We start from the raw sequence: 25,328 nt of genomic DNA on the forward strand, positions 1-25,328 counted from the left end.
CCTAATTGTCCTTTCTTTTTATCTTAGTGATAAAGAATCCATCTGAATTAAAGTCTTGCGGCATGATTTGTAACGTTTTGACCAACTCTCCAGTTATCGGATGTTGAAACGGTTCAAATTCGAAGTTTTTATTATTTTTCAAAAACGTATAAATCACGTTTTCATTTTCTAGTTGCTCAATTGTACATGTTGAATAGATGATTTCGCCACCTATTTTTACATTGTTTTTTACATTTTCCAATATTTCAAGCTGTAAATCAACTAGTGACTCAATATGTTGTTTGCTTTGAGTATATTTAATCTCTGGCTTGTGTCTCATAACACCTAATCCGCTACATGGTGCATCAACAAGTATCTTATCGTATGTTTTATCATAAGGTTTTGTCGCATCATGTTGAAAAGCTTTAATATTTGTTAATCGTAATTTTTTTATATTAAAATTAATTAAGTCTATTTTGTGATCATGTATATCTGAAGCGTCAACTTGCCCTTCCGGCATTAAAACTTCAGCAATGTGACAAGCCTTACCGCCAGGTGCACTACATGCATCTAATACGTGATCATGTCGGTCTACATTCATAATGTGCGCAACAAACATTGAGCTTTTATCTTGAATTGAAACGAATCCATCTTTAAATGAACGAGAATGAATAATTGGTTGTCCTCCTATATGGAGACAATAAGGTAAGTCATGATCTTTTTCAACGTTATAACCTTCGTCTTGCAACTTTTCAATAATATCATCTAATGATGCTCGCGTCAGGTTGGCACGCACAGTTGTTGATGTCGTTTCTAAAAATGACTGTAAAATTGTTTCAGTTTCTTCGAGACCAAAATGTGTTGCCCAATGATCTATAATCCACTTCGGCATACTATACTCGATTGCCATTCTTTTTTTAGGATCTGCAATTTCATTAAAATCAGGTAAGTCACTACGCATCATTGTTCGTAAAATGCCATTTACGACATTTCCGTTGTGATAGCCACCTCGTTCTTTTGCTATTTCAACTGCTTCATTAATGATGGCGTGATTTGGAACTTTATCTAAATAAACATATTGATAAATACTCATCCATAATAATTGCCTAACCCATGCCTTAATCTTTGTTTTCACAAAAGGCTTTAAATAAAAATCTAACGTATATTTTCTTTTAACGGTTCCGTAGACAATTTCTGTAAATAAAGCTTTATCCATTACATTTAATTCATTTTCTGACAACACTTCATTGATACGCAAGTTACTATACGCACCTTCATTTAATATATCTTGAATCGTGTCAAAAGCAAGACTTCTCACGTTTTCTATCATATAAGTTTCTTCCCTACTAGTGTGTTTTGCGCACCACTTAAATAATTGGCAGCTAACATTCTCTTTTTCCCAGCCAATTGCATATCTTTAATTGCAACAGCTTCATTATCATTTGTAGCAACAATAATGGCTTTTTTAGTCGTTTCTATAATTGTTCCGGGCTCGTTTATCTTATTAGTCTCAACGAGTTCAGCATCGTATATTTTCAAGTTAGTGTCATCCATAGTTGTATAAGCAACTGGCCATGGTGATAATCCTCGAATTTGATTAAACACTTGTCTTCCTGGTTTATTCCAGCTAATTCGCTCATCTTCGCGTCGAATATTGGAAGCAAATGTTGCTTGCGTATCATCTTGAGGTACACTTTCATTTGTGCCCACTATAATAGATGGTAAAGTTTCTTTTAATAAATCTGCCCCTAATACACTTAATTTATCATGCATCGTACCGACATTATCATTTTCTTCTATTTTAATTGCTTGTTGCGAAATAATATTACCCGCATCTAATTTTTTAACCATATACATAATTGTTATGCCGGTTTCTTGTTCACCATCGATAATTGCCTGATGAATTGGTGCACCACCTCTATACTTCGGTAACAATGATGCATGTACATTAATTGCGCCAAGTTTTGGTAATGCCAACAATGATTCAGGTAATAATTGTCCAAAAGCAGCAGTTACAATTAAATCTACATCTAATTGAAGCAATTGTTCTAATTCTTCTGATCCACTTAATTTTTCAGGCTGATATACAGGTAAATCATGTTTCATTGCAACTTTTTTAACTGGTGGTGGTGTCATAACACGTTTGCGTCCAACAGGTCGATCTGGTTGCGTTACGACTGCAATGACATCATGTTCTGCAATAAGCATTTCTAAAACAGTTGTTGAAAAGTCTGGTGTACCCATAAATATTATTTTAGTCATTTATAAAATATGCCTCCACTTCTTTATCTGTTAAAATACGGTCCGCACGTTCTGTAAAAGGGATACCGTTCATTTGATCTATAATATGCAAAATCATTCTTGCTACATCTTCATGTGCAGTTAGTTCAACTTTGTTCCCATTGACGTCATAACTTTCGACAACGATCATTTTACTTCTTGTCACTTCGCCGTAAACATTTGGCAATGTAATTGAACCTTCTAAGTCTGTTATCGTTTCATTTGATTGACTAATAATTTTCGGATTAACAAGTTGTAATAATCCTTCCATTTCCATATCAATGATTGCCACTTTCAATGACTGATTAATTTGAGGTGCACATAAGCCAGCAGCTTCTTGTGCATACATTGTATCTTCTAAATCTTGTAATAATCTTTTTAACGAATCATCAAATTTTATAACTGCTTGCGCTTTTTTCGTTAAAATAGGATGCGATGCTGGTACTAACTTTTTAATCGCCATAGCTCTTACTCCTCAATAAAATTCATCAAACCATTATAACGTAAATATATTAAAAATGCGACCTTACATCATAGAATGTATATTTTTCAATTTAAAGATTGTCATGTGATTCATTACGTATATTTCACACGTAAAATAATACAATGCAACTGAAGTGTAATCCTAAATTTATTGTAAGGATTGAATAACTGAAATTTAGATGATTGGGAATGCTTAAACTAGAATGTTTAAACTAAAAGTGGGTATAATAAACAGAGAAGCTAATGTCATTATAAGCAATTCAACTGGAGGGAAAGAAATGCAAGTAAACAAAGTTATTTATATTTTATTAGCATTGTTCTTAGGTAGTTTTGGTATTCATAAATTTTATGCCGGCAAAAATATGCAAGGTATTCTACACTTAATATTCTGTTGGACAGGTATCCCACACATTTTAGCAATTATTAGTGCAGTGATTACTGTTTTCAAACCTGCAGATGAACAAGGTAATGTCACTTTATAAATGGATAAAAATAAATCCCGATGACAATCATTTATTAATTGCGAATCATAGAGTTATAGTTATTACGAACTCTATATGATAAGCAGTAATGCTGATTGTTTATCGGGATTATTATTGCGATTATTTAATGTAGTACACTATTTATCAAGGTCCAATGAACGACTCGCTAATTTCTCTTTCATTTCTTTTGAAAGATTATTTAAAACAGAGTAATGCGCGTTCCCAAAATCTCTAGATGCATTTAAGTATGGCAAGGCAACTAATCCAATTATATGCGGATCTGGATGCTCTTTATCATGGTATAGCTGTGGTGAAACAGTTAAATAAGCTAGTTGTGGCATATCAACTTGTTCTTTCTCTGGATTAGTATCTTTATGATTCCCTCCCTTTGTTACGAAAGATACACTTGTAACTGGGACGCTTGATATTTCCATTTGAGCAACACTATATGGTACTGGTTTAGGATCTTTCAGATTAGAGAACATACTTAAATCATCAAGTTCTTCAACTTTATCTAGATTTACCGCATTCTTATTTGAATATGAATATGATCCAGGTTCAACTGATGCATAAATCAACTTTCCATCTTTATACTTCGTTAAAATTTCAGCATAAAAAACAGGTGTGTCTGAACCACCAATTTTTTTACCACTTTTATCTACATACCAATAGTTAACTTGTTTCAAACCATCATAAGTAGTAACTTCTTTACGTTTTACACCTTTTTTATTTTTAAAAAACTTATCAACATCTTCCATTGAAGCACCTTTAGACTCTTTTGTAAAATTATAATCTGCTAACTTCACTTGATTCATTAAAGATTTATAATCTTTCCACCCTTGCATACCTGTGCTATTCATAAATGTCTTTTCGGTTATAAATGGTTCTATCTTTTCTAAAACAGGTACTGCTTTAACTTTCGATATTTTTTCCTTATTTTTTTTATAGTGTGCAACTTCTGGGTCTTTCTCTTCTTCCGATTCTTTTTTTACAGTTTCTTGTTTTGATTCTTCTGATTTCTTTGATGATAATTTATGATTCCCACCAAACGAACAACCTGCTACGACTAAAAGCATAATTAAAAGTAAACATCCCAGTGTCTTTTTCATAAACTTTCTCCTCTTAAGTTATTTTGTTTGAATCAAATAAACATACATAAATTTAAAAAACTTATTTATATTGATATTTTACATTAACCATCAATATTTTTAAATACTTTAATTGATAATTTAAGGAAATTGTTTTGTCTAATAATTTAAGTAATTAAAACATAGATAGATATAAAATAGTTTATAACCATTAATTTATAAGCGTAAAATTTGCACTATTTCAATTTGCCATTAAAAAATAGTTTGCTTAATCATTAGTACTTTTGTTTATCAGTAAGTATGGTACTTACATTAAAATCAGAATTCATAAATGAAAATACTAATAAATCCCTAATCAAATCAAAATCACGTAAGTTATAAAGCCATATAAAAAGACAGAATATAAACTGCTAATTTAAATGGTTAACAGTTGTATATTCTGCCCTTTTTCTGCCCTTAAAGTAAATATTCAAAGACTGGTTCAAATACTCGTACATACTGAACTTGTTTCTAATAATTAGTAATGTTACATCATCATCTGTGGATCAATATCAATCTTCAATGCTAATTTTTCTTTTATAAATTTTTCATGGTAATAGTCATCTAAAAATTGAATGGCTTGTAATAATCCAGGTTCACTTTTATATTTCACTAAAATTTGGAATCTAAATTCATTGTTGATTCTCGCAAGTGCTGCCGGAGATGGACCTAGTACAAGCGCTTTTTCTGTTAAATGCTGTAATAAAATTTTATGAACATGCTGTGATGCTTCCATAACCTTCTTCATTTCTTTATGTGAGATTGTGAAATTAATCAAATAATAATACGGTGGATACTTTCCTAATTTACGATATTCCATTTCCTGACGATAAAATGTTAAATAATCATTTTTTTGAACATCCAATATTGAATAATGGTCTGGATTATACGTTTGAATGATGACTTGACCTGCCTTTTCATGACGACCAGCTCTACCAGCCACTTGCGTTAATAGTTGATAAGTACGTTCGCTCGCCCGAAAATCAGGTAAATTTAACATTGTATCTGCATTCAGCACACCAACTAAAGTAATGTTTGGATAATCTAATCCTTTCGCAATCATCTGAGTACCTAGTAAAATGTCACCGTTACCTTTTTCGAATTCAGTCAATAACTTTTCATGTGCACCTTTCTTTGAGGTTGTATCTACATCCATCCTAATTATGCGCGCATCTTCAAATTCTTGTTGCAATAGTTCTTCAACTTTTTGTGTTCCTATACCTACTTGTCGAATGTGTTCACTCTCACAATTTGGACATTGATTCGGTGGCGTCTCTTGGTAACCACAATAGTGACATTTTAATAAGTCTGTCGTTTTATGATACGTTAATGAAATGTCACAGTTTGGACATTGCGGTACATATCCACAATCTCGACATAACATAAATGATGCATAACCACGTCGATTTAAAAATAAAACAACTTGTTCCTGTCGATCTAATCTTAATTGTATGGCTTCACGTAAATCTTTTGAAAACATTGACCGATTACCTTCACTCAATTCTTCACGCATGTCTACTATATCAATTTCAGGTAAAGCTTGTTGGTTCACTCTGTTTGATAATGATAGCAAATGATAAACGCCTTTTTCAGCTCGTGCATAACTTTCAAGACATGGTGTTGCACTTCCTAAAATGACTGGGCAGTGATGATATTCACTTCGCCATTGGGCAATTTCTCTTGCGTGATATCTCGGATAATCTTCTTGCTTATATGTAGATTCATGTTCTTCATCAATGATGATTAACCCTAAATTTTTGAAAGGTGCGAACACACTTGACCTTGCACCAACACTTACTCTCGCACGACCATCCCTAATTTTTTGCCACTCATCATAACGTTCCCCATTAGATAAGCCAGAATGTAATACAGCAACGTCATCACCAAATCGACGTTTGAAGCGTAAAACCATTTGCGGTGTTAGAGCGATTTCAGGAACTAACATCATCGCCTGTTTTCCTTGGCTTAAAACATCTTCTATCGTTTGTAAATATACTTCTGTTTTACCTGATCCCGTCACACCATGAAGTAAAAATGTTTCTTGCTCTTGGCTTACAATTTTAGCTTTAATCGCTTCATATGCTTTATATTGGTCTTCTGTTAATTGCTGTTTTGATTCTTGTTCGAAAACACGATCTTTAAATGGGTCTCTTTCAACAACCGCGTCATATTTTTCAACATAACCTTTTTTGATAAGTCCATCTAAACTGGATTTTGAAAAGCCCATATCCTCAATATCAGTTAAAAATATTGTTTTATGTTGTTCTTCAGACAAGTAAGCATACAAATCGTATTGTTTAATAACTTTCTCCAACTTAGCTAATACTTCATCAGGATGATACCCTTCAATGACACGAACAGCACGCTTGGTTTTTTTAGTTATATTTTGTGTGAGAATCGTTTTTTCTTCAACGATATCATCTTTTAACAACTTCATAAGCAATTGAATATCATTATTTTTTTGCGCATCTTTATAATAATAGTAACCATGCTTATCAAATTTTTGTAATAAAGCTGAAGGTAGCTCTATGTCATCTTTCATCTTAAATGCTTTTTTATACTTCGCTTTAATAGCACTCGGAAGCATCACTTCTAGCATAGAAATACGTTTAATGACATGAGTTGAACCCATCCACTCACTTAAAGCTATTAATTCTGATGTTAATTCAGGTTGTATATCTTTCACTTCTATGATTTTTTTTAACTTCGAAACGTCAAGTTGTGCATCAGGTTCTGCTGTTACTTCCATTACATAACCTTGAATCGTTCTTGGTCCAAAAGGTACAATCACACGCACACCAGGTTGGATGACAGATTCGAGTTGTTCGGGAATTATATAATCAAATTTATAGTCAACGCTCTTCGACGCGACATCGACTATGACTTTCGCTATCATTATTGCCACCTAGTTTCTAGTTCATCTAAAATTTGTGCAGCTAATACTACTTTTTTTCCTTTCTTGATATTTACTTTTTCATTATTTTTAAAATGCATTGTCAATTCATTATCATCAGAACTAAATCCGATAGACATATCCCCAACATTATTTGAAATAATCACATCTGCATTTTTCTTGCGTAATTTTTGTTGTGCATAATTTTCAATATCTTCAGTCTCTGCTGCAAAGCCTATTAAATACTGTGATGTTTTATGTTCACCTAAATATTTAAGAATATCTTTAGTACGTTTAAAAGATACTGACAAATCACCATCCTGCTTTTTCATCTTATGTTCTAATACATCAACCGGTGTATAGTCAGATACTGCTGCTGCTTTTACAACAATATCTTGTTCTTCAAATCGGCTTGTCACTTGTTCAAACATTTCTTCAGCACTTTGAACATGAATAACTTCAATATCTTTTGGATCCTCTAGTGTTGTAGGACCCGCAACTAACGTCACGATAGCTCCTCGATTTCGTAATGCTTCAGCTATTGCATAACCCATTTTTCCAGAAGAACGATTGGATACAAATCTGACTGGATCGATAACTTCAATAGTTGGTCCAGCTGTGACCAATGCTCGTTTATCTTGAAATGAACTATTAGCTAAACGATTACTATTTTGAAAATGAGCATCAATAACAGAAACGATTTGAAGCGGTTCTTCCATACGTCCTTTAGCAACATAACCACATGCTAGAAATCCGCTTCCTGGTTCGATAAAATGATACCCATCTTCTTTTAAAATATTAATATTTTGCTGCGTACGTTTATTTTCATACATATGCACATTCATAGCAGGCGCAATAAATTTCGGTGTCTCTGTTGCTAGCAACGTTGATGTCACCAAATCATCAGCAATACCTACACTCAATTTTGCAATTGTATTTGCCGTTGCAGGTGCAACAATGATTGCATCTGCCCAATCACCTAATGCAATATGCTGTATTTCTGAAGGATTTTCTTCTATAAAAGTATCTGTATAAACAGCATTTCGACTTATTGCTTGAAATGCTAATGGTGTCACAAATTTTTGCGCGTGATTCGTTAACATAACGCGAACTTCATATCCAGATTGTGTTAACTTACTTGTCAAATCAATCGCTTTATATGCCGCAATGCCACCTGTAACGGCTAATAAAATTTTCTTCATATTCAATCTCCCTTAAATATCACTATGACATTTACGCTTTACATCATCATATGCGCACAAATGCTCATTACTTTTTTATAGATACAAATTTAGTATTATTATAACATCAATCATTGGATAAACTAAAAAAACACACCTACATAGGTGCGTTTGATTTGGATATGCCTTGACGTATTTGATGTACGTCTTGCTTCACATATTTTTAATGGTCGAAACTATTCTTTACCATAATAATCACTTGAAATAACAGGGCGAATTTTACCGTCAGCAATTTCTTCTAACGCTCTACCAACTGGTTTAAATGAATGATATTCACTTAATAATTCAGTTTCAGGTTGTTCATCAATTTCACACGCTCTTTTCGCTGCAGTTGTTGCAATTAAATACTTTGATTTAATTTGTGACGTTAATTGGTTTAATGGTGGATTTAACATTATTTTTTAGCCTCCAAAATCATTTTTCTATACTTAGCTTCTACGCGCTCTCTTTTTAAGTGCTCAGCTTCTACAATACATTGAATTCTATTCTTCGCAAGTTCTACTTCATCATTAACTACAACGTAATCGTATAAATTCATCATTTCGACTTCTTTACGTGCTTCGTTAATACGACTTTGTATTTTCTCATCAGATTCTGTTCCTCTACCTACTAATCGCTCTCTCAAGTGATCTAAACTTGGAGGTGCTAAGAAAATAAATAACGCATCTGGAAATTTCTTTCTAACTTGCTTTGCACCTTCTACTTCAATTTCTAAAAATACATCATGACCTTCGTCCATTGTATCTTTAACATATTGAACTGGTGTACCATAATAGTTGCCTACATATTCAGCATATTCTATAAATTGGTCATCTTTAATTAAAGCTTCAAACGCATCCCTAGTTTTAAAAAAGTAATCTACGCCATCAACTTCACCTTCACGCATTTGACGTGTTGTCATTGAAATAGAATACTTATATGATGTACTTGGATCTTCAAATATTCGTTTTCTAACAGTACCTTTACCTACTCCAGATGGTCCTGATAAAACGATTAACAATCCTTTTTCATTATCCATGCCTTACGACCTCTCTAAGCTAATCTTCTATTATTTAAATATGATATCACATTGTTCTTTATATTGTATAGCATATTTGAAATTGCATGCCATAATTTCTATTAGGTCTAACAATATCGTTATATTGCACGATTAATTTTAATTAAATAAATTGAATTGCGAACTTTTAGATAATGTAAAATGTGTGGCATAATGTATGATTCAATAACTATACCGAAAAGTTACAATCATGTTAAAATGAAACGAATGATATGAAGAAGGTGGAAGATAAATTATGGCTTATGATGGCTTATTTACAAAGAAAATGGTTGAGTCTTTACAATTTTTAACAACTGGACGCGTTCACAAAATCAATCAACCTGATAATGACACGATACTAATGGTTGTACGTCAAAATAGACAAAACCATCAATTGTTATTGTCAATCCATCCAAACTTTTCAAGATTACAATTGACTACAAAAAAATATGATAATCCATTTAATCCACCCATGTTTGCGCGTGTTTTTAGAAAACACTTAGAAGGTGGTATTATCGAATCGATTAAGCAAATTGGTAATGATCGTCGTATTGAAATCGATATAAAGAGTAAAGATGAAATTGGCGATACTATTTACCGTACTGTCATCCTGGAGATTATGGGTAAACATAGTAACTTAATTTTAGTAGATGAAAATCGCAAAATAATTGAAGGATTTAAACACTTAACACCAAATACGAATCACTATCGTACAGTAATGCCAGGTTTTAATTATGAAGCACCACCTACTCAGCACAAAATGAATCCGTATGATATTACAGGTGCAGAGGTGTTGAAATATATCGATTTTAACACAGGTAATATTGCTAAACAATTATTGAATCAGTTTGAAGGATTTAGCCCTTTAATTACGAATGAAATCGTTAATCGTCGTCAATTTATGACTTCATCAACATTACCAGAAGCATTCGATGAAGTAATGGCAGAAACCAAGTTACCACCTACTCCTATTTTTCATAAAAATCATGAAACAGGTAAAGAGGATTTCTATTTTATAAAGTTAAATCAATTTAATGATGATACAGTTACGTACGATTCATTAAATGATTTACTTGATCGTTTTTATGATGCGCGTGGCGAACGTGAACGCGTTAAACAACGTGCGAATGATTTAGTTCGATTTGTTCAACAGCAGTTGCACAAATATCAAAATAAATTAGCGAAGTTGATTGAAGAATATGAGCAGTCTAAAAATAAAGATACTGAACAGTTATATGGTGAATTGATCATTGCTAATATATATCGAATTAAGCAAGGCGATAAAGAAGTAACGGCATTGAATTATTATACGAATGAAGAAGTTGTCATTCCTTTAAATCCTACAAAATCCCCATCTGCAAATGCTCAATATTATTATAAACAATATAATCGTATGAAAACGAGAGAACGTGAATTACAACATCAAATTCAATTGACGAAAGACAATATAGATTATTTTTCAACAATCGAACAACAATTACATCATATTTCTGTCCATGACATTGATGAAATTAGAGATGAATTAGCAGAACAAGGCTTTATGAAACAGCGTAAAAATCAAACTAAGAAAAAGAAAGAGCAGATTCAATTACAACATTATGTATCAACTGATGGCGACGATATATATGTTGGCAAGAATAACAAGCAAAATGATTATTTAACAAATAAAAAAGCTAAAAAAACTCACACATGGTTACACACAAAAGATATTCCGGGTTCACATGTCGTTATATTTAATGATGCACCAAGTGATACGACAATCAAGGAAGCGGCTATGTTAGCAGGATATTTTTCAAAAGCTGGTAATTCTGGACAAATACCTGTTGATTACACGTTAATTAAAAATGTGCACAAACCATCAGGTGCAAAGCCTGGGTTTGTAACATATGACAATCAAAAAACTTTGTATGCTACACCTGATTATGAACATATTCAAAAAATGAAACAATCATAATCAAGTTGTCGACAAATAAACACCTCACCATAAGAAAGGCCTACTTTCTTTTGCGAGGTGTTTTTTTTAATTTAATGCGTTCATTGAAACGAAGTATCGTGTTTTTTAATAACGCATCATCATTTAAGTTACAAATTATCTTTGTGATTTTAAAAATGAGTGAAACTAAAATAATAAAGAACTACTATTGATTTATGGTTCTATAATAAATCGGACTGATGGAAAAAGTATTTTACTTTTCATCTGTCCGATTTTTTGATTTTGAATATAAAAAAAGCGCAATTATCCCTATAATTAAAAGTGCCTAAACAAATAACTAAAGGAGATAATGCGCCTATGAACAATGTTATACTAAATACCTTTGATTTGAAATATAAAAATATTATATTTGACGGTAAACTTGAGAAAATTAAGTATAAAGGGAAAAAGTGTTTCTTTATCATTCAACGCTGTACGAATCCTTTTACTCAGGTAATGCTAATTGAAAACTTACTCCAAACTTATCTTGAACCCAAGCAAACTCTCTGTATGGTGGCATATTCGTTTTTGGCATTAAAATGGCACCTTCATCTTTTAATCCATTAAATAGTCGTTCCATTTCAATAGTATCTTTTACTGTAACAAATAATGAAATCGCAGGATTCATTGGTAATTCTGTGCCACTATTAGCATCAATCGCCATGAATACTTGTCCATTTAATGTAAATATTGAGTGTTGTACAGTCCCAGGATCACCAGGTCCATTTTCACCATACTTAGCCATTGTTATAATCTCACTATCTTCAAATAAGCTTGTGTATAGTTTAACAGCTTCTTCAGCTTGGTTATTAAACATTAAAAATGTCGTAATTTTTGGAATATCCATGCTATGCCTCCTATAGATTGAACTTCTATAACTACTATTATCTTAACATAATTAAAATGACAAAAGCGCGTCGTACCGTTATTTGCACGAATGACAAATGTCTTATTAGCCTGTTGATTAAATCACATAGTTAACGATAAAAATTACGCAAGATTAAAAATATGATACATATGTTAATAAATGATACTTATCATAGGTATTAATGTTTTGACTTATTGTCAAATTTGATTACAATTAAAATTAAGTTAAAGGAGGGACGTTATGTTACATTATGTGATTCCAGTATTAGTCCTATTACTCGTATTCTTAATTGGTTGGATTTTAATAAAGTTAATTATCCGCTAATAATTTTTTTATATAATAAAAGCTATAGTGTTTGTAATATTCGGATGCGGTTAAGCAGCCCCTGATATTAAACACTATAGCTTTTTTGTTTTTAAATTTGTCCTTGTTTACGTAATATATCCTTTACATGTTTAAATAAATCATCATTATGATTTATAGTTGTTTTATTTTTTATATGCTTTTGCTTCGTTGAACTTTCGTCGACATCGTGACTACTAGATAGATTGGAATCATTTGAATGATTGATAAATTCGTTACAATGTTTTATCTTCCCATATAAATCATTAGATGTTTTGTCATTCATTTGTTGAATTCCTCCTTCTAGTGTCTATATTATGCTAAGTTGTCTCTCCATTCAACTAATGTTTGGATATCTTCACTAGAAATTTTACCTTCATTTTCAGCTACTTCAATTAATTCATTGTAATCACTTAAAGTGTAAAAAGGCAGTTGAATATTGCTAAATGTATCATCTGCTTTTTTCAAACCGTAAGTAAAGATAGCTACAACACCTAATACTTCTGCACCTGCTTGTTTTAAGGCTTCAACTGCTGTGACTGAAGATCCCCCTGTCGAAATTAAATCTTCTATCACAACTACTTTTTTACCTTCGCTTTTAGCACCTTCGATTTGATTTTGCTTACCATGACTTTTATTTGATGAACGAACATAATTCATTGGTAATTTTAATTTTTCAGCAATAAAAGCTGCATGTGGAATACCAGCTGTTGCAGTACCAGAAATAACTTCTACTTCAGGAAAGTGTTCTTTAATTAAGTTAATTAAACCATCGCGGATTGCGCCTCGAACTAAAGGATAACCTAACGTAACACGGTTATCACAGTAAATCGGTGATTTAATGCCTGAACTCCATGTATATAAATCATTTGGTGATAATGTTACAGCTTCAATATCTAATAATGATTTTGCAATTTCTTTAGCCATTATACTAACCAACTTTCTTTAATTTTATGATAACTTTCGACTGGATTGTCACTTTGTGTAATCGGTCTACCGACTACAATATGCGTCGAACCAAGCTGTCTTGCTTCTTCCGGTGTCGTAATACGGTGTTGGTCATCTTGAGATGCACCTTTAGGTCTAATGCCTGGTGTTACTTTTAAAAATGATGTACCTAACTTTTCAGTCAACATACGACTTTCAAGAGGTGAACAAACAACGCCATCTAAACCAGCTGCATTTGCTAACTTGGCATAATTTAAAACGGCCTCTTCAATCGATGTTTGTATATTTTGTTCGCGTCGTAACATGTCTTCTGTTGTTGACGTAAGCTGTGTTACTGCAATAATTTTTGTATGTTGATTATGTTTTCTTAATCCTTTAATGGCCTCAGACATCATTTTTACGCCACCAGCAGCATGAACATTTACCAGATCAACATTCAATTTAGCTAGTCCTTCCATCGCCTTACCAACTGTATTAGGAATATCATGCAGTTTTAAATCTAAAAATACATCATGGCCTCTTTCTTTTATCTCATTAATTAATTGAGGACCTTCTTGATAGAAAAGTTCCATACCTACTTTTACGAATAATGATTCATCAAATAAATCTAAAAATTGATTTACTTTTTCTTTTGATTCAAAATCTAATGCAATAATTGGTAAATCTTTCATCATATATGTCTCCCTTTACGTTAAGAAATTCATTAAAATAATGAGGCTGTAATATAAACTTCTTTAAGTAAATGGTTAATTACAGCCCCACCGATACAGTTTGATTGATTTACATTTGACGCATTGTAAATGTCATACTTTCAATTACATTTGTTAAGGCATTAGCTGTATCTAAAGATGTCAAACATGGAATACCATTTTCAACTGTAGTACGTCTAATTTGGAAGCCATCTCTTTCTACTTCTTTACCTTTAGTCATTGTATTTATAACGATTTGAACATCACCATTTTGAATACGTGTTAATAAATCATTTTCGCCACCAATTTTGCCTACTACTTCTGCAGGTATGTCATACTCAGCTAATTTATTAGCTGTTCCAGACGTTGCTAAAATTTTATAGCCAACTTCATTTAAGCGTTGTGCCAATTTAACAACTTCCTCTTTATCTTTGTCACTGACGGTCATTAATACTGTACCGTGATCTTTAACTTCAACACCACTACCTGTTAACCCTTTGAATAACGCCTTTTCTAATGTTGTATCTTTCCCCATTACTTCTCCTGTAGACTTCATTTCAGGTCCTAAAGTAATATCAACATTTTTCAATTTATTAAAACTAAATACCGGTGCTTTCACAAATACACCCTCAGCATATGGTTGAACCCCTTCTTGATAACCCATATCTGTTAGTTTTTCCCCAATGATTGCTCGCATAGCTAATTGTGCCATTGGAATATCAGTAATTTTACTTAAGAATGGTACCGTTCTACTAGAACGTGGATTTACTTCTAAAACATACACACCATCGTGAGCTATAACGAATTGAATGTTGATTAAGCCAATGATGTTTAAACCTTTAGCTAATTTTATAGTATAGTCCTCAAGTGTTGTTAACTCGTCTTCTGTCAAAGTTTGTGGCGGATATACAGCGATTGAGTCACCACTATGCACACCAGCACGTTCAATATGTTCCATGATTCCTGGAATAATGACTGTTTCTCCATCACAAATCGCATCAACTTCAATTTCTTTACCAGTTAAATATCTATCGACTAGTACCGGATGTTCCGGACTCGCTTTTACAGCCTGGGTCATATAGTTTTCTAACTCTTTGTCATTGTCTACAATTTCCATTGCGCGACCACCTAATACATAAGAAGGTCTTACTACAACCGGATATCCGATTTCTGCAGCATTCGCTAATGCTTCCTCAGGTGAGGTAGCTGTTTTCCCTTGTGGCTGTGGCACGTTAATTTTTCTTAATAGTGCTTCAAATTCTTTTCTATCTTCAGCACGATTTAGATTTTCTAGTGAAGTACCAAGTATTTTAACACCATGTTTAGCCAATTTGTCTGCTAAATTAATCGCTGTTTGTCCTCCAAATTGTACAACGACACCTTTAGGTTTTTCTAAATTAATGATATTCATCACATCTTCTTCAGTTAAAGGTTCAAAGTATAATTTGTCAGAAATTGAGAAGTCTGTTGATACTGTTTCTGGATTGTTATTCACAATTATCGCTTCGTACCCTGCTTTTTGAATTGCCCAAACGGCGTGAACTGTCGCATAGTCAAATTCTACACCTTGGCCGATTCGAATTGGTCCAGAGCCTAATACTAAGATTTTTTCTTTGTCAGTAATTATGGATTCATTTTCAGTTTCATATGTACCATAATAATATGGTGTTGAAGATTCAAATTCAGCTGCGCAAGTATCAACCATCTTGTAAACAGGTTTAATATCATTTTCCATACGCAATTGATATACTTCTTCTTCCGTCATATTAAAGCGATGCGCTATTGTTTTATCACTAAATCCATAATCTTTTGCATATTTAAGATATTCTAAATCACCTTGAAGCTCTTTTAATTGATGCTCAATATCAATAATGTTTTGGAACTTGTGTAAGAAGAAGTAATCTATCTGAGTCATATTATGAATTTCTTCTAATGTTGTGCCTCTTCTAATTGCTTCGCCGATGAAAAATAATCGTTCATCATCTTGGTGTGAAATACGTTCTTTAATATAATCAAGATCGAAGCTTTCACCATTTGGTAATCCTAAGTGATGCACACCATACTCAAGTGATCGAATTGCTTTTAACAATGATTCTTCGTAAGTTCGACCAATGGCCATAACTTCACCTGTTGCTTTCATTTGTGTGCCAAGCTCTCGTTCTCCTTTTTCAAATTTATCAAAAGGAAATCTTGGTATTTTTGAAATCACATAGTCTAAAGTTGGTTCAAACGCTGCATAAGATGTTCCTGTAATTGGATTTAACATTTCATCTAATGTTAGACCAACCGCGATTTTAGCTGCTAATTTTGCAATAGGATATCCTGTTGCTTTTGAAGCTAACGCTGATGAACGTGATACACGCGGATTTACTTCTATAATATAATAATCGAATGAATGCGGATCTAATGCTAATTGAACATTACAACCACCTTCGATACCTAAAGCTCGAATAACTTTTAATGAAACATCACGTAACATTTGATACTCAACATCTGATAATGTTTGGCTAGGAGCCACAACAATTGAATCGCCTGTATGAATACCAACTGGATCAATATTTTCCATGTTACATACAACGATGGCATTATCGTTTTTATCACGCATTACTTCGTATTCGATTTCTTTAAAACCTGCGATAGATTTTTCTAATAAACATTGAGTTGCTGGACTATAATGAAGACCATTTGAGACGATTTCATGTAATTCTTCATCATTATGACAAATACCGCCTCCGGTACCACCCATCGTAAATGCTGGTCTAACAATTAGCGGGTATCCCACTTGCTCTTTGAATTTAAAGGCTTGTTCTACTGTATTTACAATGTCACTCTCTGGCACAGGAACGTTTAAATCATTCATTAATGTTCTAAACATTTCACGGTCTTCTGCTTGTTGAATTGATGTTAGCTCAGTTCCTAATAATTGGACGTTATTATCTTGAAGCACACCACTTTCGTGTAGTTGAATCGCCATATTTAAACCTGTTTGACCACCTAAAGTTGGAAGTAAAGCGTCAGGTTGCTCTTTACGTATAATTCGCGCTATAAAATCATGAGTTAACGGTTCAATATATACTTTATCCGCAATTTCCTTATCAGTCATGATTGTCGCTGGATTTGAATTTACAAGAATAACTCGGTATCCCTCTTCTTTTAAAGCTAGACATGCTTGTGTTCCAGCATAATCAAATTCAGCTGCTTGACCTATGATAATTGGCCCAGACCCTATTACTAAAATTGTTTTGATATCATTACGTTTAGGCATTGATATGACGCTCCTTTTCCTTAAAATTAGTCATCATTGCTACAAAATCATCAAATAGATAGTTTGAATCTGACGGTCCTGGATTTGCTTCAGGATGGTATTGAACAGAAAATGCTGGTAATGTTTTATGTTTTAAACCTTCTACAGTACCATCATTTAATGCAAGATGAGTAACTTCTAAATCAGTACTTTTTAACGAATCTATATCTATTGCATATCCATGGTTTTGACTCGTAATATCAACTTTTCCAGTCTCTAAATTTTTAACTGGATGGTTCGCACCTCGATGACCAAACTTCATTTTAAATGAGCTTGCTCCTTGAGATAATGCAAAAAGTTGATGTCCTAGACAGATACCAAAGAACGGAATTTTCCCTAAAATTCCTTGAATCATTGGAATCGCACATTCTACAACTTCAGGATTACCTGGTCCGTTTGATAGCATAACGCCATCTGGAGCCATTGCTAAAATTTCTTCGGCAGTAGTTGTATATGGTACAACTGTGACGTTACAACCTCTGACGTTTAATTCTCGAACAATATTTTGCTTCTTACCAAAGTCTACAAGTACGACACTTAGATCCTTACCTGTCGAAACATACGGTGTTTTAGTCGAAACGATTTCTACTTCGTTTTTAGGTAATTCTACTTGTTGTAAATGTTTGACAAGTTGATCAATATCTTCTTTTCGATCAGTAAAACCAGCTTTTAACACACCGTGTTGTCGAATTTTACGCGTAATACTTCTTGTATCAACACCTGCAATCCCTGGAATTTGATGCAATTCTAAAACGTCATGAAGTGTCTTTTGTTGTCTAAAATTACTTGGATGCGCACTCGCTTCTTTCACTACAATACCGTTTAATGTAGGTACTAATGATTCAAAATCGTCTCTATTGATACCATAATTACCGATTAATGGATACGTAAAAGTAATGATCTGACCTGTATATGATGGATCTGAAATAGTTTCTTGATAACCTGTCATCGCTGTATTAAATACAATTTCTCCTACAGTTAAGTTATCAGATCCTAAACGGTAACCTTCGTAAAAAGAACCGTCTTCTAACACTAGATAACGTTTGCTTTGCATATTATTTATCCCCCTCAAATTTAACTTCGCCTTCAACCATTGTTAAGATCGGATTTCCATAAACTTTATAGCCGATAAATGGTGTATTATCTGCTTTTGATAAGAAATCTTCACCTTTAATTTCTTGTTCACTATCTAAATCAATGATTGTTAAATCTGCATAACCATTTTCTTTTAATGTGCCGTATTCTAAATTAAATGTCTCACATGGTTTAATTGTTAAGTAATCTACTAATTGTTGTAATGTCCAATCACCATTTTTTACAAAATGCGTATATAATAATGGGAATGCTGTTTCACTACCAACAATTCCGAATGGTGCTTTTTCCATTGGTTGTGCTTTTTCATCACGCGCATGTGGTGCATGGTCTGTTGCGATACAGTCAATTGTACCGTCTAGTAACCCTTCTAACAAAGCCTCTCTATCTTCAGTACTTCTCAATGGTGGATTCATTTTATAAATGGCATTGTTACCAGGAATATCATCTTCTGTTAACAATAAATGGTGTGGTGTAACTTCAGCTGTAACATGAATGCCTGCGCGTTTAGCATCACGAATGACTCTAACACTTTCTTTAGTAGAAACATGACATACATGATAATGACAACCTGCTGCTTCAGCTAATAGTACATCTCTTGCGATTTGAACAGATTCACAAATGTTTGGAATACCTGGTATACCTAACTCTTTACTGCGTTTCCCTTCATGCATTGCACCACCATAGATTAATGAATTATCTTCACAGTGTGCAACGATGGCTTTGTTTACTTTTGCAGCTTCAATCATGCCTTCATACATCATGCTTGCAGTTTGTACTCCTACACCGTCATCTGTAAACGCAAAGGCACCTTCTTTTACTAGTGCTGGGAAATCAACCAATTCTTTACCTAATTGACGTGTTGTAATTGAAGCATAAGGTAATACACGTACTTGAGCATTGTCATCGATTAATTTTTGTAAAGCTTCAAAATGTTCTACAGAATCTGGTACCGGTCTTGTGTTAGGCATTGGACATACAGTTGTAAATCCACCTCTAGCAGCAGCTTTAGTACCAGTTTCAATTGTCTCTTTATATTCACCACCAGGTTCGCGTAAATGAACATGAACATCGACAAATCCAGGTGACACAAAGTGACCTTTCGCATCTATGATGTCAACACCATTGCTTGGTTCAATTGCAGGTGCAATTTGTTTAATTACCTTACCATCAATTAAAATATCTGCTTGTTGTAATTCGCCATTTTGTAATACTTTACCGTTTTTAATTAATTTCATCATTTTCGTCCCCTTACCTATTTTAATAATTCATCAATGACTGCCATTCTTAAGTAAACGCCATTTTCCATTTGCTTAAAAATTCTTGATTTTGAAGCTTCTACTAAATCGCTTTGTATTTCTACTCCTCTATTCACAGGTGCCGGATGCATAACAATAGCATGTTCTTGTAATTTGTTATAGCGCACTTCATTTAAGCCATGCTTTTGATGATAATCATCTGCTGCAAATCTAGTTTCTTCTGCAAGACCATGTCTTTCATGTTGAATTCTTAATAACATAACTATATCTACTGTTTCTATAACATCATCTATATTTACATAAGGTGCTTCTAAAGAATCATCAATCCAAGCATTTGGGCTATTAAACATTACGTTTGCACCTAATGCTTTTAAACTATGGTAATTACTACGTGCGACACGTGAATTTTTAATGTCTCCACAAATCAATACATTCAAGCCTTCAAAATATCCATATTCTTCATATATCGTCATTAAATCAAGCAAACTTTGTGTTGGATGTTGTCCACTACCATCACCAGCATTCGCAATTGGGATGTTAATATTCGCTAATTTTTCATAGTAGTTATTAAACGGATGTCTAATGACTAATAAATCACAGCCAATACTTTCTAAAGTTTTACATGTGTCATATAAAGATTCACCTTTTGAAACAGATGATGTTGATGTTTCAAAGCTAATCGTTTTTAACCCTAGCTTAAGTTCTGCCATTTCAAAACTACATTTTGTTCGAGTAGAATTTTCAAAGAATAAATTTGCGACATATTTTCCTTCAAAGTTTGGTAGTTGACGTTCACCAGACTTAAATTGACTTGCCTTTTGGATAAGTTTGTATATTTGATCTGTAGATAAATGTTCCATTGATAATAAATGATTCATAAAAGCGCCCTCCTTAATTTGTAAATCTTAATTGTTTTGTTTTTTCTCTTTAGGTAAGATTAAGTTCAAAATAATTCCTGAAAGTGCAGCTAATGCCATCCCCTCAATTTGAAGGTTGATACCAATTTCTTTTAAGTTAAATACTAAATTACCGATACCTACAACTAAAATTACTGAAGCTATAACTAAATTTCGATTGTTCGCAAAATCTACTTTGCTTTCAACTAACATTCTTAAGCCACTTGCTGCAATAATACCGAAAAGTAATATAGATACTCCTCCCATAACTGGTGTAGGTATAGAAGAAATTAATGCAGTGAACTTACCAATGAATGCTAAAACAATTGCTATAACTGCTGCACCACCAATGACGTAAATACTGTATATTCTTGTAATCGCTAATACACCGATATTTTCACCATATGTTGTACTTGGTGGTCCACCAATAATACTGGCAAACATTGTAGAAACACCATCACCAATGATTGATTTATCAAGTCCTGGCTTTTCAAAGAAGTTTCTACCTACGATTTTATTCAGTACCATTTGGTGCCCAATATGTTCACTTACTGTTACGAACACAATCGGAATCATTACAAGTACAAGTCCTAAGTGAAATGAAGGTACATAATCTTTAAATGGCAGATAAATATGAGGGAAATCTATCCATTTTGCTGACATAATTGCATCAAATTTCACAATCCCCATAAAAATCGCTACCACATAACCTACGATAATACCTACAAGTACTGGAATTAAAGATAGGAATCCTTTAAAAAATCCTTGAACGGCTATTGTTACAAGCAAGGTTATCATTGCAACAATTAAGAAACTGATATTGTAACCTTTCATATCTCCAGGATTTTCATACATTGCCATATTGACTGCAGTAGGCGCTAAGCTTAAACCAATTACCATGATGACTGGTCCTACAACAACTGGTGGTAATAATTTCATTAACCATGCTGTCCCACTTAATTTGATTAGAATCCCAATGATGACGTACATAACACCACTCATGAATAATGCTACAAGCATGTCTCCTAAGCTATGCGTACTTATTCCCGTGATAATTGGTGTGATAAATGCAAAGCTAGATCCCAAGTATGCTGGTATTTGTGCCTTCGTTATTAAGATATAAAGTAATGTACCGATTCCCGAAGCTAGTAACGCTGCGGATATTGGTAATCCTGTTAAGAATGGTACTAGTACTGTTGCGCCAAACATCGCAAATAAATGTTGTAAGCTTAAAAATGCCCATTGCGCTGGTTGTGGTTTTTCATTTACATCTAGTACAGGTTTTACTGTTCGTTCAAACATTTCATCATTTTGCATAATATTCATTTCCTCCGATAATAAAAAAATCTCTTTACATCAGTATATGTAAAGAGACAAAAAGTGTGACAAGTTGCTACAAGTCATTTTCGTCCATAGAAATTGACTTATAGTTGTCGAACATGAGGGTATTATTAGATAAACAAGCATATGAAAACTTATTTATCATTCAACTCCCCCACCTTTTTCAGTCTCTCGTACTGAATTAAAAGGGGTATTATTTAATTATAACTGCATTTCTTTGATCCATTTCTTCTAAATAGACACTTACCGTTTCCTCTTTAGAAGTAGGTATATTTTTACCAACAAAATCTGCTCGAATTGGTAACTCACGATGTCCTCGATCAACCAAAGCAGCTAAACCAATTTTAATAGGTCTAGCATTTAGCAAAATAGCATCAAGTGAAGCACGAACCGTTCGACCAGTATACAGCACATCATCAATAATGATGACTACTTTATCTGTAATATCTGTGTCGATGTCTATTGCGTCTTTTGTCGTAAGTGATGACATGTGCTCTATATCATCTCTAAAGTATGTAATATCAATTGTTCCAGTAGGTATACGTTGTTGCTCAATTTGATGAATTTTATCTTGTATACGATTCGCTAAATATTCACCTCTTGTTTTGATACCTAAAAGAATTAAATTATCAGTACCTTTGTTATACTCCAAAATTTCATGAGCGATTCTCGTCACTGTACGTTGTATTGCGGCATCATCCATTATGATACGTTCAGACATATTCTCACCCTTTCAAAATTTAGAAACAAAAAACCTCATGTCTTTAATATCGACATGAGGTTTAGTATATACAATCAGCCTATTTACATAGAAGAATCGTAGTATTACTACTTATTCTTGCATATGTGAAAGTGTTATGATTCATTTTAGTATATATCTATATTTTCATGTCTTTGACGTCTCTCTGGACCCTCAATTAAAGACTCTTTATGTTGTACTTAAACTGTTATAAGGATAATACTAATCAGGCGCTTTGTCAATCTATATTGAAAAATTAACCGATCTCAGTAAAAATGTTAACCTTAATCTATTTTATAATGTGTTTTCATTTTAAAAAAACGAAAACGATAAATACTTATAGTTTACATAATAATGTTATCGTAATTATAGCACAACACAATTATGCATCTCTTTTTCGAATTGTATCTAATAAATCTTCAAAGTCTTGTGGTAATTCAGCATGTCTTTCAATATATTCACCTGTTACTGGATGTTCGAATCCAATAAGTCCAGCATGTAGAGCTTGACCACCAATATCCAATGTCTTTTTCGGTCCATACTTAGGATCACCAACTAATGGGAAGCCAATATATTTCATGTGCACACGGATTTGATGCGTACGTCCTGTTTCAAGTTGACATTCAACAAGCGTATAATCTTTAAAATGTTCTAGTACGTTAAAATGTGTCACTGCTTCCTTACCATCATCAACAACAGCCATAGATTGACGATCATTTTTGTTTCTACCAATTGGCGCATCGATTGTACCGTAATCATGAGGAATATTCCCGTGAACTAAAGCGATATATTTTCTTTTAACAGATTTATCCATTAATTGTTCTACAAGTCCACGATGAGCAATATCATTTTTAGCAACCATTAATAAACCAGAAGTATCCATATCTATACGGTGAACAATACCTGGACGAATTTCTCCATTAATACCCGACAAATTTTTAATTTGATACATTAAACCATTAACTAATGTATTGGTATAATGACCTGGTGATGGATGAACTACCATGCCTTTCGGTTTATATACAACTGCAACATCGTCATCTTCATAATAAATATCTAAATTTAAATTTTCAGGTAGAATATCAGCTTCAACCACTTCTTTTTCAGTGACAACTATATGATCATTAAGTTTCACTTTATAATTAGATTTAACAACTTTATCGTTTGCAACGACTAAACCTGCTTTAATCCAATCTTGTATCTGGTTACGAGACCAATCACTATTTAATTCAGGCAGCAACTTATCTACACGCATACCTGTTTGTTCTTTATCTGTAATGTTAAATTCATAAGTCTCCATTACTTAACCTCCTTCTCCTTTTTATTGGAAGTATCCTTTAATAAGGCAATAATAATTAATATTACACCAATTGTTAAACTTGAATCTGCGATATTAAATATTGGAAAATCATAACCAAAAATATTTGTATCAATAAAGTCAACAACTTCTCCTGTTAAAACTCTATCAATAAAGTTTCCAAGTGCACCTGCAAAAAGTAAACTAATAGCAACTTGCATAAACAAATTATATTGAGCATCTTTAATAAAGAAATATACTAAGGCTATTAATATAATAATGGTAATAATAAAGAAAAATGTCATTTTTCCACTCAATATTCCCCATGCAGCACCATTATTTCGATGTGATGTTATGTTTAAAAAGTGCGGTATCACTTCAAATGAATCTCCAATTTTCATTGTAGTAGCTATAATATATTTAGTAACTTGGTCAAATATAACGACAAATACTGCTATTAAAATGGAAGTGCCAATAAAATATTTTTTGTGCATTTTCGTTCCTCCAATCAATCGTCCATAAGACAACTCTTTATATTATAGCTTACACCTGCTAATAAAAAAAGTAAGCATATTACATTAAATCTAATGTTACTAACTCAATACTTGATAAACTACTATGTTTTGACATTAAATATGAACTTAATTATTCATTTATCATATTTAAGATGACATTAAAAATTAGGAAACAGGCTGGGACATAAATCCCTAAAAACAGGCTGGGACATAAATCCCTAAAAACAGGCTGGGACATAAATCCCTAAAAAACAGCAGTAAGATAATTTTCAATTAGAAAATATCTTACTGCTGTTCTCTATTTATACAATACTTCGTATTGAATGGCTTCGCTTTCCTAGGGTGCCGTCTCAGCCTCGGTCTTCGACTGGCACTGCTCCCTCAGGAGTCTCGCCATTAATACTACGTATTAACATGTAATTTTACTTTGAAATACTTTAAAAAATAAGACACTTTCGTATAATTTAATAAATACCACTAAACTAAATTAACGAGGTGCCTTATGTATAAAAATTATAACATGACCCAACTTACACTACCAATAG

Annotated in this window: 22 protein-coding genes; 2 read left to right on the forward strand and 20 right to left on the reverse strand. The window is 33.0% G+C overall.

Annotation, left to right across the window (positions count from 1 at the left end; genetic code table 11):
• Position 1: 1 nt before the first annotated feature.
• The 3 genes from rsmB to ACXQH5_RS01995 are packed head-to-tail and all read right to left on the reverse strand — an operon-like array spanning position 2 to position 2,722.
• Positions 2-1,309 (reverse strand): 16S rRNA (cytosine(967)-C(5))-methyltransferase RsmB, encoded by a 1,308-nt coding sequence (rsmB, locus tag ACXQH5_RS01985; protein WP_000572246.1) that lies wholly within the window; start codon positions 1,307-1,309, stop codon positions 2-4.
• A complete protein-coding gene (gene fmt, locus ACXQH5_RS01990) occupies positions 1,306-2,241 on the reverse strand; it encodes a methionyl-tRNA formyltransferase (protein ID WP_000161279.1) in 936 nt (311 codons plus the stop codon). The genes rsmB and fmt overlap by 4 nt, the downstream gene beginning before the upstream one ends.
• Positions 2,234-2,722 (reverse strand): peptide deformylase, encoded by a 489-nt coding sequence (locus ACXQH5_RS01995; protein ID WP_000985283.1) that lies wholly within the window; start codon positions 2,720-2,722, stop codon positions 2,234-2,236. Before ACXQH5_RS01995 ends, fmt begins: the two co-directional genes overlap by 8 nt.
• A gap of 298 nt (positions 2,723-3,020) precedes the next feature.
• On the opposite strand from ACXQH5_RS01995, the gene ACXQH5_RS02000 reads away from it, so the two are divergent.
• Positions 3,021-3,224 carry a TM2 domain-containing protein gene (locus tag ACXQH5_RS02000; RefSeq protein WP_001198024.1) on the forward strand — a complete coding sequence of 68 codons (204 nt, stop codon included), beginning with the start codon at positions 3,021-3,023 and terminating at the stop codon, positions 3,222-3,224.
• Positions 3,225-3,361: 137 nt separating this feature from the next.
• Here ACXQH5_RS02000 and ACXQH5_RS02005 read toward each other — a convergent pair whose 3' ends face one another.
• The 5 genes from ACXQH5_RS02005 to gmk all read right to left on the reverse strand — a co-directional run bounded on the left by ACXQH5_RS02005 (position 3,362) and on the right by gmk (position 9,503).
• Positions 3,362-4,333 carry a hypothetical protein gene (locus ACXQH5_RS02005; RefSeq protein ID WP_000751707.1) on the reverse strand — a complete coding sequence of 324 codons (972 nt, stop codon included), beginning with the start codon at positions 4,331-4,333 and terminating at the stop codon, positions 3,362-3,364.
• A 505-nt stretch (positions 4,334-4,838) separates the two neighbouring features.
• Complete coding sequence (gene priA / locus ACXQH5_RS02010) at positions 4,839-7,247, reverse strand: primosomal protein N' (protein WP_458066454.1); 2,409 nt, start codon at positions 7,245-7,247, stop codon at positions 4,839-4,841.
• Positions 7,247-8,446, reverse strand: a complete 1,200-nt coding sequence (gene coaBC, locus ACXQH5_RS02015; protein WP_000722166.1) for a bifunctional phosphopantothenoylcysteine decarboxylase/phosphopantothenate--cysteine ligase CoaBC — start codon at positions 8,444-8,446, stop codon at positions 7,247-7,249. The genes priA and coaBC overlap by 1 nt, the downstream gene beginning before the upstream one ends.
• A 215-nt stretch (positions 8,447-8,661) precedes the next feature.
• Positions 8,662-8,880 carry a DNA-directed RNA polymerase subunit omega gene (gene rpoZ / locus ACXQH5_RS02020; RefSeq protein ID WP_115276616.1) on the reverse strand — a complete coding sequence of 73 codons (219 nt, stop codon included), beginning with the start codon at positions 8,878-8,880 and terminating at the stop codon, positions 8,662-8,664.
• Positions 8,880-9,503, reverse strand: coding sequence for a guanylate kinase (gene gmk / locus ACXQH5_RS02025; RefSeq protein ID WP_000368225.1), 624 nt, complete (start codon positions 9,501-9,503; stop codon positions 8,880-8,882). Before gmk ends, rpoZ begins: the two co-directional genes overlap by 1 nt.
• 274 nt (positions 9,504-9,777) lie before the next feature.
• Between gmk and ACXQH5_RS02030 the strand changes: the two genes are divergently transcribed.
• Positions 9,778-11,475 carry an Rqc2 family fibronectin-binding protein gene (locus ACXQH5_RS02030; protein ID WP_458066455.1) on the forward strand — a complete coding sequence of 566 codons (1,698 nt, stop codon included), beginning with the start codon at positions 9,778-9,780 and terminating at the stop codon, positions 11,473-11,475.
• A gap of 463 nt (positions 11,476-11,938) precedes the next feature.
• Here the strand turns inward: ACXQH5_RS02030 and ACXQH5_RS02035 are convergent, their stop codons facing one another.
• The 12 genes from ACXQH5_RS02035 to lspA form a co-directional block, all read right to left on the reverse strand.
• Complete coding sequence (locus ACXQH5_RS02035) at positions 11,939-12,340, reverse strand: VOC family protein (RefSeq protein ID WP_000354184.1); 402 nt, start codon at positions 12,338-12,340, stop codon at positions 11,939-11,941.
• 436 nt (positions 12,341-12,776) lie between these two features.
• Complete coding sequence (locus tag ACXQH5_RS02040) at positions 12,777-12,989, reverse strand: hypothetical protein (RefSeq protein ID WP_000998559.1); 213 nt, start codon at positions 12,987-12,989, stop codon at positions 12,777-12,779.
• 29 nt (positions 12,990-13,018) lie between these two features.
• Positions 13,019-13,630, reverse strand: coding sequence for an orotate phosphoribosyltransferase (pyrE, locus tag ACXQH5_RS02045; RefSeq protein ID WP_001040248.1), 612 nt, complete (start codon positions 13,628-13,630; stop codon positions 13,019-13,021).
• Positions 13,630-14,322 carry an orotidine-5'-phosphate decarboxylase gene (gene pyrF / locus ACXQH5_RS02050; RefSeq protein ID WP_000654072.1) on the reverse strand — a complete coding sequence of 231 codons (693 nt, stop codon included), beginning with the start codon at positions 14,320-14,322 and terminating at the stop codon, positions 13,630-13,632. The genes pyrE and pyrF overlap by 1 nt, the downstream gene beginning before the upstream one ends.
• A gap of 109 nt (positions 14,323-14,431) precedes the next feature.
• Positions 14,432-17,605 carry a carbamoyl-phosphate synthase large subunit gene (gene carB / locus ACXQH5_RS02055; protein WP_001126269.1) on the reverse strand — a complete coding sequence of 1,058 codons (3,174 nt, stop codon included), beginning with the start codon at positions 17,603-17,605 and terminating at the stop codon, positions 14,432-14,434.
• Positions 17,598-18,698, reverse strand: a complete 1,101-nt coding sequence (locus ACXQH5_RS02060; RefSeq protein WP_001190913.1) for a carbamoyl phosphate synthase small subunit — start codon at positions 18,696-18,698, stop codon at positions 17,598-17,600. Before ACXQH5_RS02060 ends, carB begins: the two co-directional genes overlap by 8 nt.
• A 1-nt stretch (position 18,699) precedes the next feature.
• A complete protein-coding gene (locus ACXQH5_RS02065; protein ID WP_000767028.1) occupies positions 18,700-19,974 on the reverse strand; it encodes a dihydroorotase in 1,275 nt (424 codons plus the stop codon).
• A 17-nt stretch (positions 19,975-19,991) separates the two neighbouring features.
• The gene (locus tag ACXQH5_RS02070) at positions 19,992-20,873 is read right to left on the reverse strand and encodes an aspartate carbamoyltransferase catalytic subunit (RefSeq protein ID WP_001016166.1); all 882 of its coding nucleotides are present in this window, start codon (positions 20,871-20,873) and stop codon (positions 19,992-19,994) included.
• A 27-nt stretch (positions 20,874-20,900) separates the two neighbouring features.
• The gene (locus tag ACXQH5_RS02075; RefSeq protein ID WP_057504510.1) at positions 20,901-22,208 is read right to left on the reverse strand and encodes a uracil-xanthine permease family protein; all 1,308 of its coding nucleotides are present in this window, start codon (positions 22,206-22,208) and stop codon (positions 20,901-20,903) included.
• Between the two features lie 217 nt (positions 22,209-22,425).
• Positions 22,426-22,953 carry a bifunctional pyr operon transcriptional regulator/uracil phosphoribosyltransferase PyrR gene (pyrR, locus tag ACXQH5_RS02080; protein WP_000003870.1) on the reverse strand — a complete coding sequence of 176 codons (528 nt, stop codon included), beginning with the start codon at positions 22,951-22,953 and terminating at the stop codon, positions 22,426-22,428.
• A gap of 400 nt (positions 22,954-23,353) precedes the next feature.
• Positions 23,354-24,271, reverse strand: coding sequence for an RluA family pseudouridine synthase (locus ACXQH5_RS02085; protein ID WP_000451303.1), 918 nt, complete (start codon positions 24,269-24,271; stop codon positions 23,354-23,356).
• A complete protein-coding gene (lspA, locus tag ACXQH5_RS02090) occupies positions 24,271-24,762 on the reverse strand; it encodes a signal peptidase II (protein ID WP_000549208.1) in 492 nt (163 codons plus the stop codon). The genes ACXQH5_RS02085 and lspA overlap by 1 nt, the downstream gene beginning before the upstream one ends.
• Positions 24,763-25,328 lie beyond the last annotated feature (566 nt).

It is taken from the genome of Staphylococcus sp. SA22, from assembly GCF_054165785.1.

Bases quoted from the DNA above. Each gene is read 5' to 3' on its own strand.
- rsmB (WP_000572246.1), bottom strand. From the start codon at position 1,309: ATGATAGAAAACGTGAGAAGTCTTGCTTTTGACACGATTCAAGATATA.
- fmt (WP_000161279.1), bottom strand. From the start codon at position 2,241: ATGACTAAAATAATATTTATGGGTACACCAGACTTTTCAACAACTGTT.
- ACXQH5_RS01995 (WP_000985283.1), bottom strand. From the start codon at position 2,722: ATGGCGATTAAAAAGTTAGTACCAGCATCGCATCCTATTTTAACGAAA.
- ACXQH5_RS02000 (WP_001198024.1), top strand. From the start codon at position 3,021: ATGCAAGTAAACAAAGTTATTTATATTTTATTAGCATTGTTCTTAGGT.
- ACXQH5_RS02005 (WP_000751707.1), bottom strand. From the start codon at position 4,333: ATGAAAAAGACACTGGGATGTTTACTTTTAATTATGCTTTTAGTCGTA.
- priA (WP_458066454.1), bottom strand. From the start codon at position 7,247: ATGATAGCGAAAGTCATAGTCGATGTCGCGTCGAAGAGCGTTGACTAT.
- coaBC (WP_000722166.1), bottom strand. From the start codon at position 8,446: ATGAAGAAAATTTTATTAGCCGTTACAGGTGGCATTGCGGCATATAAA.
- rpoZ (WP_115276616.1), bottom strand. From the start codon at position 8,880: ATGTTAAATCCACCATTAAACCAATTAACGTCACAAATTAAATCAAAG.
- gmk (WP_000368225.1), bottom strand. From the start codon at position 9,503: ATGGATAATGAAAAAGGATTGTTAATCGTTTTATCAGGACCATCTGGA.
- ACXQH5_RS02030 (WP_458066455.1), top strand. From the start codon at position 9,778: ATGGCTTATGATGGCTTATTTACAAAGAAAATGGTTGAGTCTTTACAA.
- ACXQH5_RS02035 (WP_000354184.1), bottom strand. From the start codon at position 12,340: ATGGATATTCCAAAAATTACGACATTTTTAATGTTTAATAACCAAGCT.
- ACXQH5_RS02040 (WP_000998559.1), bottom strand. From the start codon at position 12,989: ATGAATGACAAAACATCTAATGATTTATATGGGAAGATAAAACATTGT.
- pyrE (WP_001040248.1), bottom strand. From the start codon at position 13,630: ATGGCTAAAGAAATTGCAAAATCATTATTAGATATTGAAGCTGTAACA.
- pyrF (WP_000654072.1), bottom strand. From the start codon at position 14,322: ATGAAAGATTTACCAATTATTGCATTAGATTTTGAATCAAAAGAAAAA.
- carB (WP_001126269.1), bottom strand. From the start codon at position 17,605: ATGCCTAAACGTAATGATATCAAAACAATTTTAGTAATAGGGTCTGGG.
- ACXQH5_RS02060 (WP_001190913.1), bottom strand. From the start codon at position 18,698: ATGCAAAGCAAACGTTATCTAGTGTTAGAAGACGGTTCTTTTTACGAA.
- ACXQH5_RS02065 (WP_000767028.1), bottom strand. From the start codon at position 19,974: ATGAAATTAATTAAAAACGGTAAAGTATTACAAAATGGCGAATTACAA.
- ACXQH5_RS02070 (WP_001016166.1), bottom strand. From the start codon at position 20,873: ATGAATCATTTATTATCAATGGAACATTTATCTACAGATCAAATATAC.
- ACXQH5_RS02075 (WP_057504510.1), bottom strand. From the start codon at position 22,208: ATGCAAAATGATGAAATGTTTGAACGAACAGTAAAACCTGTACTAGAT.
- pyrR (WP_000003870.1), bottom strand. From the start codon at position 22,953: ATGTCTGAACGTATCATAATGGATGATGCCGCAATACAACGTACAGTG.
- ACXQH5_RS02085 (WP_000451303.1), bottom strand. From the start codon at position 24,271: ATGGAGACTTATGAATTTAACATTACAGATAAAGAACAAACAGGTATG.
- lspA (WP_000549208.1), bottom strand. From the start codon at position 24,762: ATGCACAAAAAATATTTTATTGGCACTTCCATTTTAATAGCAGTATTT.